16 protein-coding genes are annotated in these 15,910 nt (G+C 62.2%); 7 read left to right on the plus strand and 9 right to left on the minus strand.

The annotated features are described in order from the left end of the window. Window positions 1-98: 98 nt before the first annotated feature. The 6 genes from OH663_RS15225 to OH663_RS15250 all read left to right on the plus strand — a co-directional run bounded on the left by OH663_RS15225 (window position 99) and on the right by OH663_RS15250 (window position 7,805). Entirely contained in the window at window positions 99-734 is a 636-nt protein-coding gene (locus OH663_RS15225; protein WP_022652140.1) for a TetR/AcrR family transcriptional regulator, read from the plus strand. 50 nt (window positions 735-784) lie between these two features. Next, window positions 785-1,900, plus strand: coding sequence for an efflux RND transporter periplasmic adaptor subunit (locus OH663_RS15230; protein WP_044256783.1), 1,116 nt, complete (start codon window positions 785-787; stop codon window positions 1,898-1,900). Window positions 1,901-1,922: 22 nt separating this feature from the next. Beyond that, window positions 1,923-5,039, plus strand: coding sequence for an efflux RND transporter permease subunit (locus OH663_RS15235; protein WP_004883075.1), 3,117 nt, complete (start codon window positions 1,923-1,925; stop codon window positions 5,037-5,039). 190 nt (window positions 5,040-5,229) lie between these two features. Continuing rightward, window positions 5,230-5,565, plus strand: a complete 336-nt coding sequence (locus OH663_RS15240; RefSeq protein ID WP_004883073.1) for a DMT family transporter — start codon at window positions 5,230-5,232, stop codon at window positions 5,563-5,565. 12 nt (window positions 5,566-5,577) lie between these two features. After that, window positions 5,578-6,195, plus strand: a complete 618-nt coding sequence (locus OH663_RS15245) for a DUF3313 family protein (RefSeq protein WP_004883071.1) — start codon at window positions 5,578-5,580, stop codon at window positions 6,193-6,195. 299 nt (window positions 6,196-6,494) lie between these two features. Further along, window positions 6,495-7,805, plus strand: a complete 1,311-nt coding sequence (locus OH663_RS15250) for a patatin-like phospholipase family protein (RefSeq protein WP_023123864.1) — start codon at window positions 6,495-6,497, stop codon at window positions 7,803-7,805. On the opposite strand, the gene OH663_RS15255 is transcribed toward OH663_RS15250, so the two are convergent. The 9 genes from OH663_RS15255 to OH663_RS26100 all read right to left on the minus strand — a co-directional run bounded on the left by OH663_RS15255 (window position 7,798) and on the right by OH663_RS26100 (window position 15,459). Further along, the gene (locus OH663_RS15255) at window positions 7,798-9,780 is read right to left on the minus strand and encodes a relaxase/mobilization nuclease domain-containing protein (RefSeq protein ID WP_004883068.1); all 1,983 of its coding nucleotides are present in this window, start codon (window positions 9,778-9,780) and stop codon (window positions 7,798-7,800) included. The two genes, OH663_RS15250 and OH663_RS15255, sit on opposite strands and share 8 nt — an antisense overlap. Before the next feature lie 436 nt (window positions 9,781-10,216). Then, window positions 10,217-10,816, minus strand: a complete 600-nt coding sequence (locus tag OH663_RS15260; protein WP_004883067.1) for a S26 family signal peptidase — start codon at window positions 10,814-10,816, stop codon at window positions 10,217-10,219. Next, on the minus strand, window positions 10,813-11,358 hold the full coding sequence (locus OH663_RS15265; RefSeq protein WP_004883064.1) for a DUF2840 domain-containing protein: 546 nt from the start codon (window positions 11,356-11,358) through the stop codon (window positions 10,813-10,815). Before OH663_RS15265 ends, OH663_RS15260 begins: the two co-directional genes overlap by 4 nt. Next, the gene (locus tag OH663_RS15270) at window positions 11,355-11,630 is read right to left on the minus strand and encodes a hypothetical protein (protein WP_004883063.1); all 276 of its coding nucleotides are present in this window, start codon (window positions 11,628-11,630) and stop codon (window positions 11,355-11,357) included. The genes OH663_RS15265 and OH663_RS15270 overlap by 4 nt, the downstream gene beginning before the upstream one ends. Continuing rightward, window positions 11,627-12,265, minus strand: a complete 639-nt coding sequence (gene parA / locus OH663_RS15275) for a ParA family partition ATPase (RefSeq protein ID WP_004883061.1) — start codon at window positions 12,263-12,265, stop codon at window positions 11,627-11,629. Before parA ends, OH663_RS15270 begins: the two co-directional genes overlap by 4 nt. Before the next feature lie 265 nt (window positions 12,266-12,530). Further along, entirely contained in the window at window positions 12,531-13,349 is an 819-nt protein-coding gene (locus OH663_RS15280) for a replication initiator protein A (RefSeq protein WP_425267602.1), read from the minus strand. Window positions 13,350-13,399: 50 nt separating this feature from the next. Next, entirely contained in the window at window positions 13,400-13,684 is a 285-nt protein-coding gene (locus OH663_RS15285; RefSeq protein WP_004883058.1) for a helix-turn-helix transcriptional regulator, read from the minus strand. A 112-nt stretch (window positions 13,685-13,796) separates the two neighbouring features. Beyond that, window positions 13,797-14,564 (minus strand): DUF2285 domain-containing protein, encoded by a 768-nt coding sequence (locus OH663_RS15290; RefSeq protein ID WP_004883055.1) that lies wholly within the window; start codon window positions 14,562-14,564, stop codon window positions 13,797-13,799. A 343-nt stretch (window positions 14,565-14,907) separates the two neighbouring features. Beyond that, the gene (locus tag OH663_RS26100) at window positions 14,908-15,459 is read right to left on the minus strand and encodes a DUF2958 domain-containing protein (RefSeq protein WP_004883053.1); all 552 of its coding nucleotides are present in this window, start codon (window positions 15,457-15,459) and stop codon (window positions 14,908-14,910) included. 79 nt (window positions 15,460-15,538) lie between these two features. Between OH663_RS26100 and OH663_RS15300 the strand changes: the two genes are divergently transcribed. After that, a complete protein-coding gene (locus OH663_RS15300) occupies window positions 15,539-15,871 on the plus strand; it encodes a helix-turn-helix domain-containing protein (protein ID WP_004883052.1) in 333 nt (110 codons plus the stop codon). Window positions 15,872-15,910 lie beyond the last annotated feature (39 nt).

Consider the following 15,910-nt stretch of genomic DNA (forward strand, 5'->3'; position numbering starts at 1 on the left):
AGGTTGTGAATTGAGGAGGCCGTCTTGACGGGCATAGTTCATGGCGTGTACTATACCGTTCAGACGGTTCAAAAATCAAGCATCTTTGGAGTTTCACCATGGCAACTCGTATGAAATCAAGCCCAGAGGAGTCGCATTCGGCGGACAACGGCGCTGAAGCCCCCTCCATCTCTAAGAAAGCGCAACAAACACGGGAGCGCATCCTTCAAGCTGCGCGTGACGTAGTCATGGAGGGAGGTGCCGGGCACCTAACGCTTGACGCGGTCGTTGCACGGGCAGGAATGAGCAAAGGTGCGTTCCTGTACCACTTCAAGACCAAGCGCGATCTGCTCCTCACGATGATTGATGACCAGGTCTCGGCGTTTGATGGCGGGCAGGAAGAGCGAGAGCTGCCATTCGTCGGCGATCCAGACCCTTGGCTATCCAGCCAGGTCTCGGCTATGCCTGACGGCGGGATGCAAAAGATGAGCGCTGCATTGCTGGCGGCCGTGGCTGAAGACCCCACGCTGCTTGAGCCTGTGCGCGGCTGGTACCGCAGGCAGTACGAGAACGCGAGCAAATCTCCACGCGGCACCGATATCGCCGGAATCGTTCTATTTGCCTTGGACGGAGTCTTCCTCGCCGAAATGATGGGTTTTCCGACGTTTGCTGCCGAAGACCTTTCTCGACTCATGCACACCCTCCAGGCGCTCGCCCGCGGCGAACTGGAACTCACCCCTATTGATAAACGCTGATGAAAGGCCTTCCCGTGTCTTGCACTCCCTTTAAATCCCAGTCCTGGCAAATGCAGAAAGTCGGCCTCGCGTTTGTTCTGCTCGCATCGCTTGCCGGCTGTGATAGTCAGAAGGAGCCTGCTTCCGATCCACCGCGAGCGGTCAAGCTGCTCACGGTGGGGGATGTAGGTTCTGTGGCCAATCGCATTGAATTGAGTGGTCTAGCTCGCTCCAGTGAGCGGAGTACCTTGGGGTTCGAGACTGGCGGGCGTATCAGCAAGCTTCATGTGGACGTGGGAGATCGCTTCTCTCGCGGACAGCTTCTGGCTGAGTTGGATGTTCAGCCCGAGCAACTCCGCCTAGAACAGGCTCGGGCGACACTCGCTGCTGCGGAAGCCGCATTGGCAGACAGAATCGTGCAGACAACGCAGCAAAGGGGGCTGCTTGAGGGCAACGTAATCTCCCCGGCTGCATTCGAGAGTGTGAAAGCACAGTTGGTTGCAGCTGAAGGCCAGGTGCGCAATGCAAAGGCCGCATTCGGCCTTGCCGAGCGTGCGCGAAGGGGGGCCGCCATTCATGCGCCATTCGACGGCGTCGTCGCGGAGAAACTCGCTCTGCCGTTCACAGATATTGCAGCCGGAGCGCCGGTGCTTCAAGTGGATGGACTACGCAGCGGCGTAGAAGTCCTTGCGACTGCATCGACGACCCAGGCGGCAAATATCAAAATTGGGCAGGTCGCCGAACTGCGCCTGAGCGAGTCAGCAAGTCCCGTTCGTGCTTCGGTACAACGCATCGGCTTGCGTGCTGAAAATGGCTCACTTTTACCTGTCGTGCTCGTTCCTCAAGATGCTACTCTTGCGCGCAGTCTTCGACCCGGGTCTGCCGTTCAAGTATTGCTGAAGGCACCGGAAGCGAAGGATGCCTCACCAGATCGTCTGATGCTTCCCTATTCGGCACTGGTGCTCAGTGAGAAAGCAGGACAAGCCGCAGTGTTTGTATATGACGTGACCGGAAAGAAGGTGCACCGCCGGGAAGTGCAATTCCAGAGCGAGCCAGGCGGCGACAACGTTCGCGTTGTGGGCGGCCTGAAGCGCGGCGAGATGGTAGTCGCGGCTGGCGCGAGTTGGCTGACGAACGAGCAACAAGTCACCCCACTCAAGGCCACGACCCAATTGGCCGGACGCTGACCCGCTACAGGAAGACTTCGCTATGAAGATCACAGAAATGGCGCTGCGCGCCAGCAGACTCACCTACCTTGCCGCGGTCATCATTCTTGTTGCCGGCATTGCCACGTTTCTCAATTTCCCTTCGCAGGAAGAGCCATCGGTCACGATTCGAGATGCGGTTGTTGCCGTTCTGAACCCTGGCATGCCAGCCGAACGTGTTGAGCAGTTGATCGCGCGTCCGATCGAGGAGCGTTTGCGGGAGCTGGCCGAGGTCAAGCGTGTAACCACAACCGTTCGCGCGGGCGGGGCCGTCATACAGGTCACGATCTGGGAGCGGTACACCGACCTAGCCCCCATATGGCAGCGCGTTCGCGCGAAGGTTGCCGATGCTCAGCCTCTGCTTCCACAGGGTACGTTGGGGCCATTTGTCAACGACGACTTCGGCCGTGTTGCCGTGGCCTCCATTGCGGTGACCGCGCCGGGCTACTCCATGGGCGAAATGCGTGTGTCGTTGAAAGAGATGCGCGATCGCCTATACGCGCTTCCCGGCGTTGATCGCATCAGCTTCTACGGCTTGCAGGAAGAGCGCGTCTATCTCGAATTTGATCGACCAAAACTAGCCCAGCTTGGATTGACCCCACAAGGGGTGATCGATCAACTCGTTAAACAAAACGTCGTGCTTTCAGGCGGGCAAATCGCCATCGGTGGCATCAACGCTTCGCTGGCTGTTAGTGGAGAGGTTCGCGACGCCGCCTCGCTGCGCGCGTTGCCGATCATGATGGCGCAAGCTCAGGGTGCGCGCGGTGCTTCGCCTGCTCCTTCAATCTCACTGGGAGAGCTTGCGCGCGTGCAGGTACAACCTGCAGATCCTCCCGAGTCTGCTGCAGTCTATAAGGGCCAGCCTGCCGTAGTGATGGCAGTGTCCATGACCTCGGGCCAGAACGTGGAGCAATTCGGCGTAGCCCTCAAATCCCGTGTGGCCGAGCTTGAGAAACTTCTGCCCGCAGGTTTCGAGCTCTCCTATGTGACATTCCAGGCAGACGTCGTCAAACGTGAAATGGGCAAGATGAACCAGGTGATGATCGAAACGATTGTCATCGTGCTCGGCGTCGTCGTCCTTTTCCTGGGATGGCGCACAGGATTCATCGTCGGGATGATCGTGCCGCTTACCATTCTGGGGGCACTGATCGTGATGCGCGCGCTGAACATCGAGCTGCAAAGTGTTTCGATGGCAGCCATCATCATCGCTTTGGGGCTCTTGGTAGACAACGGCATCGTGATTGCCGAAGACATTGAACGGCGCTTGGCAGCCGGTGAAGACCGCAAACAGGCTTGTCTCGAAGCGGGTCGTACCCTCGCACTGCCGCTGCTGACGTCCTCATTGGTTATCGTCATCGCCTTCTCCCCGTTCTTCTTCGGCCAGAGTGCGACGAGTGAGTATCTGCGCTCTCTCGTCATTGTCCTCGCGCTCACGTTACTCGGATCTTGGCTGTTGTGTCTGACCGTCACTCCACTGCTGTGCTACCACTTCACCAAAGTGCATCATCAACCGGCGAATGACGCGCAAACCTACAACACACGCTTCTATCGCGGCTATCGCAAGTTGCTTGAGTGGGTGCTTGACCACAAGGCGATCTACGTTGGTGTGATGACGGGTGCATTGGCCGTAGCTCTGTACGGATTCACGACACTGCCATACGACTTCTTGCCGAAGTCCGACCGAGTTCAATTCCAAATACCGGTGCAGCTCGCCCCTGGAACGGATTCACGGCTCACTCTTGCCAAAGTGAAGGAAGTGAGCGGCTGGCTCGGTGATCAAGAAATCAACCCCGAAATCACGGATCACATTGGCTACGTCGCTGACGGTGGGCCGCGCTTCATCCTTGGGCTCAATCCCCCATTGCCAGCATCGAACATCGCGTACTTTGTCGTGACGGTCAAGGCAGGCACCAACATTGACGTCGTGATTGCCCGAACTCGGGCTTACTTCGCGCAGCATCATGGAGATGTACGCGCAGAGCCTCAGCGGTTCTCGCTAGGCACTACCGAAGCCGGCACAGCCGTCTACCGGGTCAGTGGGCCGGATCATGAGGTGCTGATGAATGCGGCGGCGAAAATTGAGTCCGCGCTACGGGAGCTGCCAGGTACGGCCAACATCAAGAACAACTGGGATACCCGTGTCGGCCGTCTCGATGTTCGGGTCGATCAAGATCGTGCGCGACGTGCTGGCGTCACCACCGACGACATAGCTGCCTGGCTTGGCACCCGCTACATCGGCCAGTCGATCTCTGTGATCCGAGATGGCGATACCAGCGTGCCAATCGTGATGCGCGGGACGTCCAATGATCGGCGCAGCACTGCGGACGTTGGTTCGACGACCATCTATCCAGCGTCGGGTGGCCAGCCGGTTTCCCTGGCGCAAGTGGCCGATGTCACGCTCGCTAGCGAGCCGTCTGTGATCCAGCGCCGCAATCTCATTCGTACAGTCACAGTTCAGGGGCAGAACACCGCATACACCGCGCAAGAGATCGTGGATCACCTCGCACCTCGGATCGCCGCAATTGAACTACCTGCAGGCTATGCCATAGAGCTTGGTGGAGAAATTGAGGAATCGGCTGAATCGAATGCATCGCTCACGCACTACATGCCGTTCGCTCTTCTGGCGATGTTGCTGCTATTCATCTGGCAGTTCAACTCCTTCCGCAAGCTGATCGTGATTCTCGCAACGATTCCCTTCACGTTGATTGGGGTCGTGATTGCACTGAAGGCAACAGGCACTCCTTTCAGCTTCATGGCGACATTCGGGGTGCTTGCGCTGTTCGGAATCATCGTCAACAACGCCGTTCTTCTGCTCGAACAAATTGAACACGGCCTCTCGGAAGGTCTCGCCCGACATGAAGCCCTGGTGGGAGCTGCGATGCAGCGGCTGCGTCCAATCGTGATGACCAAGGTGACCTGTATCGCGGGTCTCGTGCCCCTGATGTTGTTTGCGGGGCCGCTGTGGAAGGGCATGGCCATCGGCATGATCGGTGGTCTCGCACTTGGCACGCTCGTGACGCTTGGCCTGATTCCGTTGCTCTACGAGGTGCTGTTCGGAATGAAGTGGCCGGGCAGCAAACGGAGTCACGAGGCGGTACAACAACCAGTGCAACCGGTCTGATCCCTCAGCGTAACTGTCCACACGCTTCCCCCGATCTCTCTCGTGGCCGGAGAGATCGGGGAGACAGATTCTCGCCATCAGAGAGTTTAAGAAGAAATCAGAAGCAGAGCGAATTGACCGCCTACTGCCTATTCTTTGATGCTTTGATGCTTTGATAATCAATTTTCACTGAATAGATTTGGAGAAATATATGAACCCGTTGTCATGGAATCCATGGTTGGTTCTACTGATTGCCGGCCTGTTCGAAATCGGTTGGCCACTAGGCCTCAAGATGGGTGCGGCCAATGCAGCGATGCGCTACGTGGGGCCGGCGATTGCAGTTGCCTGTATGGCAGCCAGCGGCTTTTTCCTATGGTTATCTCTTAAACAGATCCCCATAGGAACAGCTTATGCGGTCTGGACCGGCATCGGTTCGCTGGGCGCGTTTTTCGTGGGCGTGTATGTGTTCGGCGATACCGCCTCCTTGATACGTTGGGTTGGAATTGCGCTGGTTGTTGCTGGCATCGTCTGTCTGAAAATGGGATAAATGAAAATATATATGAAACGCCCTATTTCATTAATCCATTTTGTGCTGCTGGCAGGCCTCACGGCAACCTTATCTGGCTGTGCTTCAAACGGAATGACTCGATCAGGGTTTCTTGGTGATTACGATGTATTGGGAAAAACGAAGTACGAAAATGTTCTGCTCTTCAAGGCGCCAGGCTTTGAACCCAGTCGTTACCGGGAAATATTAGTCGAGGATGCTCAGGTAGTGACGGCAACTGGACGCATAGGTGGGCTTGAAGCTGAGCAAGTGCGAGAGCTTCTCGATCACGTCAACAGTGAACTGCGACATCTCCAAACTAAGTCCGAAGCTCCCGCATCGTCAGGCCGCATACGTGTGCGTGTGGCAATTACGACCATTGAGACGCCCAATAGAGCAGTCAACACCCTAACGACGTTGCTTGTTGGACCAGTGACAACTGGGGGAGCTAGTTTGGAGTTTGAGGCAGTAGATGAACAAACAGATCGTCGGGTGGCTGCTGCTAGCTGCTTCGAGCACGGCAACGCTCTCGCGGATTTCAAAGGCTCCTACACACTGCTCGGGCATGCAAAGTCTGCAATCACCACCTGCCTTGAACGGATCAATAGCGCTTGGAGAAGTGCTGGCTCGTGAATAGCTGCTATTCCATAACTTCGCGCGGATCGCGAGGAGCCTCATCAAGGGGATTCGTAGGGTGCCGTTCTTGTAACGTCTGCAGCATTCTGGAGTGGCTCTGCTTCGTCGCAAAATTGCCGGCGTTTCTCGTTCTTGTCTATTCGAAACGCTGCGTGGTGCTGCTTGCAGAGGTAAAGCGCCTGGAGGTGTGTAAATTCACACGATGGAGTTTGGCCGGTGTGCTGGCAACGGTAGTTCTGACAGGGTGTTCCACTTACCGTCCTTGGATCAACCCGACACTTTCCGACGCCGCCTTAATGTCTCTCGCCGAGAACGACCAACGCATCAGGCCGTCGGAGGTCAACCAACCGGTGGTTGTAGCGGTGACACTGTCAGGCGGGGGCGCTCGGGCGGCGGCCTTCGGCCTGGGCGTGCTGCGCGAACTCAAGGCCACACGCTTCGCGCTAGAGGGCCAGGAGACCACTCTGTTGGATCAGGTGTTCCTGGTCAGCGGAGTGTCGGGGGGCAGCATCCTTGCCGCGCACTTCGCGGCCTTCGGCGATGCCACGCTGACTCGTTTCGAGCCGGATTTTCTGCTTGTGCCTTTTGAGGGGCGACTCATACGTGAAGCTCTGTGGCCTGAGCGTCTTTATAGACTAACTTCACCTTGGTTTGGGCGCAGCCAGATCCTGGCTCAACGCTTGGACGAACTTTTTGAAGGCCGCACCTTTGGTGACGTGCGCCGACGACCGGGCGCGCCCGAACTGATGATCACGGCAACCGACCTCACGACCGGTGCCCCTTTCGATTTCACCACCGAGCAATTCCGGCTAATCTGTTCCGACCTCGATGCAACGCCGCTGTCTTTCGCGGTGGCGGCCTCGTCGGCAGTACCGCTGGTGCTGTCGCCCGTAACGGTGCGAAACAACGCCAATACCTGTCCGCCGCCTCTCCGATCTTTGCCTGTCAGAGGGCAAAATTACAGATCACGCATCCTGCAAAGCGGCATAGACAGCTACCTCAATGCGCACGATCGGCCCTATATCCACCTCGTGGACGGTGGTGTCTCCGACAACCTCGGCGTACGTCTGATGCTAGACCGGCTAGTAGCTTCGGGCTCAATGAGCGCCAATTTCTCGGAGGTCAAGCCCGGAAGCTTGCGCCGACTCGTGTTGGTGACGGTGAACTCCGAACGAGGACTGAGCGAGAGAGTGGACAGTAGCGACCGAGTTCCCAGCACGACGCAAGTACTTGAGTCGCTGATCTTCGGTGCCGGCGCTCGCGAGACCCAGGTGACGCTGGCCATGCTTAACGACGACCTGCAACACTGGCGTTCCGAGATTGTCCGCACCCGTGGCCAAGCGGACAGCCCCTTTGCGGCCGACGCAGAAATCTACGTAGTAAGCGTAAGTCTGAACGACGTGCCGGACGACAAGATCCGGCATTCGCTGCTGCGCGTGCCCACAGCCTTCACGATCGAGGCTACGGATGTCTTGGACCTGCAAACTGCGGGAGGCGAAGCACTGAGGCAATCCAAGGAGTTTATGGCATTGATTGAATCTCTAAGAAGAATCACAGCAGCCAAGCAGACTGCGCCTGGTACTCAGCTTCCCTTGATATCTAACTGATACCGATACTGGGCTTTCGTCCAAGTTCCCAAGAGGCACTTCCGCCGATAACCTTTGCGGCAAGCTGTTGTCCCAGTCGCGGCTCAATTACCGGCCGCCACGGCACAAGGCTGAACCCCATGCCGTCATCGAGCATCGCGTAGCGCCCGCTGGCGAGCATAATGGAACGCCGGTAGATACCGGCTACGCGCTGCCCGTCGGCCACCGGGCGATGCTCTAGGCCGGTTTCCGCCGCAATGTCTTTCGCGGCCTGCACTAGTTCCCGATTGCGTAGCGTGCCCAGCAGGTTGCGCGCGAGGATGACGCGCTGCCCGCGGCGCTGTGCCAGCCCCTGTTCTTCGAGGAAATCGGCTCGCTGCTGTATGGCCTGCTTGGTATCACCGCCAAAGCCCAAGTTGCCCAGCCCACGGCCACCGCCGATCAGTTGCTGGTCAAGCCAAGTCGCGCCGATGACGCGGGCCTGCCGTTCAATAGGAAGGTGTGATTTCAGCTCTACGGCTACATCGCCCAGCCGTTGCGCGTCGTATTGGCGGCCACGCTCGGCCAGGTCGTCCGGTACCTTCCATAGCCCTTCGGCCACGCGCTCCACGATGCAAGCCCGGCGCAGGGCTTCCAGCCGCCGGACATGAGCGGCGACGACTTCCTGCGGGTCGCGTCCGGGCGTAGCCCGGCCCTGCTCGATTACCAGGTGATGATCGGTGCGGTACAGGCCATCGCTCGCCAGCGAGGCGATGTTCTTGTCGGCCGTGCGCACCTCAGTCGAACCCTTCACCTCTACCACAGCGCCCGTGGGATAGTTCGCCAGTTCGTCGCGGGCGTTCAGTGCAACGTAGTGGGCCTTACCGTCCGTGCCGTCGATGATCAGATAGCCTCGGTCGTGCAACTCATCGGCAAGCCCCTTCGCGGCCACGCGGCCGATGAGGCTGCGACCATCGTCGCCCGGCTCGAACACCGCCAGCTCACGCGGCTGGCCGCTCATGGCCCGCTGCATCGTTCGGATGATGTCGCCACGCTCACCCAGGGCACGCAAGGTCTTCTCGGCATCGGCATGAATGGCCCAGGTGCCGGGCTGCACCTCGTCGGCTAGGCCCAGGCGCTGCAAGCGTTGCAGGCGGCCGATCAGCAGCAGGCGCTGGCGTTGCAACCTCGGCTCGTTGAGCCGTTCGACATGCACCCGGCCATCCTCGCCGGTCTCGCGCTGCAAGGTGCGATCCAGGCTCGTCCACCGCTCCTGTTCCACCTCGCGCCTCAAGGTCTGCTGAATCTCCAGTTCGGTGCGCGGCCCCAGCCACTCGGTCGCCAGCTCGGCGGCGCGATGGCGGAAGCCGTGGGCGATGTAGTCACCCGCGATGATGAGGTCTTTGCCGGTGTCGTCGCGCCCGCGCACGATCAGGTGGGTGTGCGGGTTGTCGGTGTTCCAGTGATCCACCGCCACCCAATCCAGCCGCGTGCCCAGGTCGGCTTCCATGCGGCTCACCAGATGCCGGGTGTAGGTGCGCAGGTCGTCCAGCTCGGCCCCGTCCTCGGGCGAGACGATGAAGCGGAAATGGTGCCGGTCGTCGGCGCAGCGTTCCTTGAAGGCGTCCAGATCGGCTTCGTCGGCCTGTGGCCCGTAGCCCCGGCCCGGTTCGCCATCGCGACCCGCGCCGTCGCGCTCGATGTAGCGCAGGTGCTTGGCGAGCGATTGCGGGCTGGCCCGCTGGTGATTGACCAGCAAGGTCTTGATGGTCACGCGCCGCGACATGGGCATTAGCTTCGCCCCGGCGAAGCGCGCCGCCGTGTGGCCACGTCCGAGCCGAGAGCCGGGCCGCTGGCCGGTGCCAGCCGCGCCAGGACGGCGTACTGCCGACTTGCCGCTGCTGGCTTTGCCGGCCTGCTTGAGCACCTTGGAAACGAAGCTCTGCCCCTGGCCCTTGCCCCGGTTCTTCGGGGCGCTGGGGCGCACGCGAAAGTCGTCGTCGCGGCTGTCGGTCATGGCTGCGCTCCCCGCAAGCTTGGGCGTGTCCTGTCGTGCGAAGCACGCGGACATGCCAGCATTGGCGCGACCCTCGCGCCAAACGCGGCACGGTGGCGAAGCCGCTCCGTGCCGCGTTCCCCCCATGTGCTGACTGGCTTTCGACGCGGCCAGGTGCCGCGTCCTTTTGTCTTGCCTTCCGCCTTTGCCCTTCGCTGTCGCTCCAGGCAACGGCGGCCCGGCGGCGCTGCTGCGTGAACAGACAGCGCGCCGGCGAAAGCGCCAATGGCCGCAGGCCGGGCGCGTTCGAGGCAAGACGCCTGAACGTTGGACGGCTGCGCCGGATGCTGCGCGACGTGCGGTGCGAATGCACCGGCACGACAGGCGCAGCGACACTGAAGCAGCCAGCAGAACGACATGCCCGATGGCACGTCAGAGCGCAGCGAATCGGCGGCCATCATGGGCGTATCTCCGGCCACACCGGATGCGCAACGCCGATCACGGCGGATGCGCTGACCGGGCCGAAATAGCGGCTGTCGAACGATGCTGGATTCGTCACGCTCAACAGGAGCAGTTCGCCCGGTTCAAGGCGGCGGCAAAGCTGCAAGGACGGCAGCGCCCGGCCCAGCCGGTCGGCGGGCAGTACGGCGGCCGAAGGCACGCCGTCGATGCGTACCTGACCGGCGACGATGCAGACGTGTTGCGGCGCGACCGCGCCCACACGTTTGAGCAGCGGAACGCGCGTCGGCAGGTAGCCGCGCTGCGCAGCGAGCGCGGCAGCCGTGGCCGGAAGCGGCACCAGCACGATGCTGTCCACGGACAACGGACGTGGCAGCGAGGCGGTGCGCGGGTCGAACGGGTCAATGCGATACCAGCCGACCGCCACGCTGTCGGACGGGTTGTAGGTCAGACGCGGCAGCGGCGACACGAAAGCCGCCCAGGCCAGCGCAGCGAAGCCGATGGCGGCCAGTGTCGCCAGCACGATGCGAGCGCGCAGGCGTGAGCGAGGACGCGGCGCCACGTCGGGCGCGTTGGGTGTGGTGGTCGGGGCGGTCATGGCAGCACCTTCCCGGCCAGCCAGGCGGTATGCCGCTCGGTGGTGTATTCGGGCAGCGCAAGGCGAGCCGCAAGACGGTTGCCCAGCGTGCGCCAGTACGCCGGCGACACGTCGATGGCAGCGATGCCCAGCGCCTCGATGCCGTCGATGCGCTCCAGCACGGCGCGCACGTTGGCATCGCCTTCGGTGTGTAGGAGCAAGCGCGCGCCCGGCTGAACACCGGGGATGCGCTGCGCCGCGTCCAGCGGTGTGCAAGCCTGCATCACCATGAGTTGCCAGCGGATCGTGCCGTAGTCGTTGGCCTGCCAGCGGATGCGGCAGAGCATCGCGCCCGGCAGGAACACCGCGCAGCGCCGCCAGCGGTCGAGCTGAAGCGTGCGCGCCGGTTCGCCGAAGCGCAGGTAGAGCTTGAAGCGATGTTCGAGGTAGGCCAGCGAAACGCGCGTCAGCGGCACATTGCCGGCCTGTCCGGCGAGTGCCGAAAGCGCAGGCAGCGGCGCAGCCGGTGCCGCGTTCGCGGCAGGCCAAGCGAATGCGTTCATGGTGTGTTCTCCGGCGGAAACTCCCGCTCCAGCAGGCCGCGCAGCAGGTCGGCCACGGTCACGCCTTGCGTGAAGGCCGACACCTTGATGCGCGCCCGCATGGCGGGCGTGATGTCGAGCGTGAGGCGGGCCGTGTAGAGGTCGCCTTTGCCCAGCGCGTCGGCATCGCCCTGACGAATCCACGCCTCGGCGTGCGGATTCGCGGGCGGACGTGCGCCGATGCCGACGCGCTTGCCCGTGCGTTTGCTGTTGGGTGGCTGCTGCGCTGTCATGTCGGCCACCGCAGCAGTTCGTCCACCAGGGCGGTGATTTCGCGGGCGGCGGCACTGTCGGGCGCTGTCTCGCGTGCGAGCCGGCCAGCGGCCACGCTGTCGGCGAAGACGATGCGCTGATGCACCTCCGAGCGCAGCGCGGGCAGCGGCTGTTCGGCGAGCGATTGCCGCGCCTCGCGCCCGATGATGGTGGTGCTGACGCGCCGGTTGATGACGAAGGCCGCGCGGAGCAGCGGCCGGAACACCTGCGCCTCGCGGATCAGCGAAACCATTTCCGAGCTGGCCCAGAGGTCGTAGGGGCTGGGCTGCACCGGGATCAGCACGCGCTCGGCCGCCAGCAGCGCGGAGCGCGCCAAGGCGGCGATGCGCGGCGGCCCGTCGATGATGACGTGATCGGCCCGCCTGGCGAGTTCTGGCGCTTCCTGATGCAGCGTTTCGCGTGCGAGGCCCACGGCGCTGAACAGCCGTGGCAAGCCTTGCTGGCTTCTGCGCTGCGTCCAGTCCAGGGATGAACCCTGCGGGTCGGCATCGAGCAGGACGACATGCTGGCCGCGCATCGCCAGTTCGCCCGCGATGTGCGTGGCGAGCGTGGTCTTGCCGACACCGCCTTTCTGGTTGAGCAGAGCGAGGATCATGGCGCGGCCCTCCCTGCTGGAAAGCCGGGCTTTACCTGCCGTGCAAAACGCTGTTCGCCGTGCCGTTTCTCGGTTGTCCACCGAAACGGCGCGCTTCTACTAAAAGTTATGTATTTCTTGTTAGGGAAGTTAGAGGGGCCGCAAACCCGCGCCGTTATTGGCTTTCCGGCGTTTTCGTACTCCTGATAGCACGATAGGCGTACTCCCGATAGCACGATACCCGGTACTCCTGATAGCACGAGGCCGTCCACACCTTTTCCACGAGTTATCCCCGTGCCGTGTGCAGCACGGGCCGGAAGGTCAGCAGTTCTTGTCCGTCGTCCGGCATTCGCTCGATGCCCAGGACGTAGCCGGGCAGCGACTGCCGCGCCACCAGGACGCGCAGGTCGTAAGCGAAGTCGGAGAAGCGCGCAGCGCTGCCCGACTTGCGGTGCAGGTGCCGGAAGTCGAATTGCCAGCCGCCCGGCTGCTTGCCGCCGTGCTTGCGCACCAGGCGGTACAGCCAGCGCTCGATCCCGCCCTTCAAGCGGAAATAGGCTGGGTCGATGGTCAGCACCAAGGCGGCATCGAGCACGCCCGCATAGAACCAGTCCGGCAGGATCAGTTCGATGCCCAGCGGCACGCCGCTGGCATCGGCCAGTTCCTTCCACTCGTTGATCCACGAGAAGCGATGCAATCGCCTTCCCGTGGTTTCGCGGATGGACGTGGCCACCGTGGTCGATTGCAGCCGGTCGAGCGCGGCTTTCAGGCGCAGGTAGTCGTTGAGAGACGTGCCGCGCCCGATGAAGCGCAGGATCTCGTAGGGAGTGGCGCGTATCCAGCGCGACGGGCGCAAGCCCGCGTCGCGCGCCTCCACGATCTGCGAGGCGGCCCAAATCAGCAGGTCGGCATCCCATATCGTTGCGATGCCGTGCTCCTGCGTACCCTCCACGCGGATGGTGATGCCGCCGGCGCGGAAGTCGATCGGCGCGGTACGCCGCGACTTCGCCAGCGAGAAGAACGGAAAGGCCATCAAGTCCTGGCTGTCGCGGGGTGCCATGTCGCCCGGCAGCGCGCGGAACAGGTCGAGCTGTTCGCGCTGCAAGGCTTGCCCTGGCGGGCTGGACATGGCGACGGCCACCCACGCGCCAGCGATCAGCGGCCATCACGGTAATCGCCCGCGTGGCGTTCGGCATATTCCGGGTCGGAAGTCGCCTCGTAGCTGCGCTGGTCGGCCCAGGCATCGAGGTCGGACACCGCGTACATGACGCGGCGGCCGAACTTGCGGAACTTCGGGCCGCCGCCGATCACGCGCTGTTTCTCCAGCGTGCGTGGCGACAGGCGCAGGTACTCGGCGGCTTCGTCGTTGGTCAGGTAGCGTTGGGGCTGCGCAGGCGCAGCGACAGCAGCGGCGGCAGGCCGCAAGGGAGCGGGTCGCATGGGATGTACCTCCATCAAGCCCGGCCACACCACGCGGCCGGTTAGAGGCACTTTCAAGAAAGCGAGGCTGCTTGCTAAGGGACGATCTACGGGGGACGCGAAACGTCCCCCCCTACTGCAACGGCGGCGGAAGCTGTGCCAGGCGGCGATAGCCGCCACGCATCAGCGCATCGCCACGACGTACCAGCCGCCGCACGCGGGCACGTAAGGCGCTGTCCTTGTGCCAGTCGGCGGCGACGGCATCGGCGCCGAACAGCCCTTCGGCCACTTCGCGCAATGACGCGCCCGCCAGGGTCGCGTCGAGCGTCTGCAAGGTGTGCAGTTCCAGCACCGCGGCCGTCGTGGGCCTGGAACGGGCCGCCGCCGCAGGCGTGGCAACCGTGGCCACGGCCAATGCGTCCAGCTCGGACGCGAGCGTGCGATAGCGCGCGCAGGGCGTGGCGCAGGCGCGGGTGGCGTAGAGGTAGGCCATGCCGTCTTCCAGGCCCGGCGCGAGCGCGAGCCGCAGGCAGCAGCCGGGCCAATGCGACACCAGCACCAGGCGCTTGCCGTCGTGGATCAGTTGCTTGCGGCCAGGGACGCGCCAGAACTCGAAGGCATGGGCTTCGGGTGGCGGGTCATCGTCCGGGTAAACCTGCACGACGGCATCGTGATCGGGAAACCAGGCCGGATGCGCGTCGCGCGCATCCAGGGCTGGGTCTTCCAGCAGGCGCAGGCCCCACGCCTGCGCCGTGTCCGGCCGGCGGCGGCGGCGCAGCCAGTCGCGGCGGTAGTCGGGATTTCGGCGCAGGTATTCCCACGCCAGCGCAGGGCCGTCAAGGTGCAGAACGTAGAGATAGGCCGCTGTCGGATACCAGTGTTCGGCGCTGCGATCAGTCATGGCGAAACCTCCCTCTGTTTGGGATGCGTCGCCACGATTTCCGCGATGCGGGAACTATCGAAATGCCATCAGGTCGTCATCAAAATTGGTTAGGCTGTAACTGTCGGTGTCAAGACCATTTGGCTCTGCGTGTTGCGGAAATCGTCTGAATGCGACGGCTACGCCTTCAGGAAAATGACGCGCAGCACCGAACACCGTGCCGCAGCCCGCGCCCAAGATCAGGACTGTTTTCAACAGGATCGCACCACTTCGGTGCAAGAATGCGGATTCAGACCTGCACGGTCTTGATCAAGATTGAAATAGTCACGATGCGCCCCGGCTGGCTAGGCCGCGCTGGTTTTCATCAGTCCGTGATCGCGCCGTTCTCCTGCGCCAGCCGGACGTACTCCGATAACGGGCGCACCGCCTGGAAATACCGATCCCGCCGCACCGGCAGCTTGCGCGGCCCGACGATGCCCGCCAGGTCGGACAGCTTGACCATCCCGAGCTCAGGCATACCGATACCGAGGTCGATCAGGCCGTAGGCCGTGTCGCCATCCGCCGGGTCGAGCGACACCAGCAGCCAGGTCACATGCGCGTCCGGGGTGAACAAGCGCACCACGGGCAGCGGGTCGAGCCGCTGACCAGCGGCGAGCGCCGCGCCGTGGGCCAGCAGCCGGGCGCGTTCATCAGCGGTGACAAGCGGCAGGGTCATGGGCAGCTTCTCCACGAAACCGACGATGCGCGAATGCGCTTTGGTGCCGAAGCGCAGAACTGCCGAAACGCATCCGTGCATTCGTGTGGAAGCACCGATGTGCAAGCCATCGCATCCGTAGAAGAACAGAAGCGCCGAAGCGGAATTGTCGGAAGCCGGAAAGACACGGATGCGATTCCCCGGTTCTGTCGGAATCCGCATCTGCGGATTTCCGTAAAAGCACGAAAGCGGGCCTTTCAGCCATGAATGAACACTATAGATTGTAGCCCTATAGGGCGCAATGGGCTGTCATCTTGGTTTTTATGGGGAAACCAAGTTAGTGACAGCGAAACACTCATTGGCAACGGCAATACGGACAGTCAGGAAGGCGCGAGGCTTGAGCCAGGAAGCGTTCTCCGACGTGTCCAGCCGCACCTATATGAGTACGCTGGAGCGCGACTTGAAAAGTCCGACCCTGCACAAGCTGACCGAGCTGTGCGAGGTCATGGAAGTGCATCCGCTGACGCTGTTGACGCTGGCCTACGCCGGCGACGACACGCACAAGGCCGACGAACTGCTGGCGCGGGTGCGCCAGGAGTTCGAGGCCGTGCTGAAAGAGCGCGACGCGCCCTAGCGCGTCTGAATGCCCGCAAGCGGAGCGCGCAGCGCCGCC

It is taken from the genome of Citrobacter sp. Marseille-Q5395 (assembly GCF_947057495.1).
Taxonomy (GTDB): domain Bacteria; phylum Pseudomonadota; class Gammaproteobacteria; order Enterobacterales; family Enterobacteriaceae; genus Citrobacter; species Citrobacter murliniae.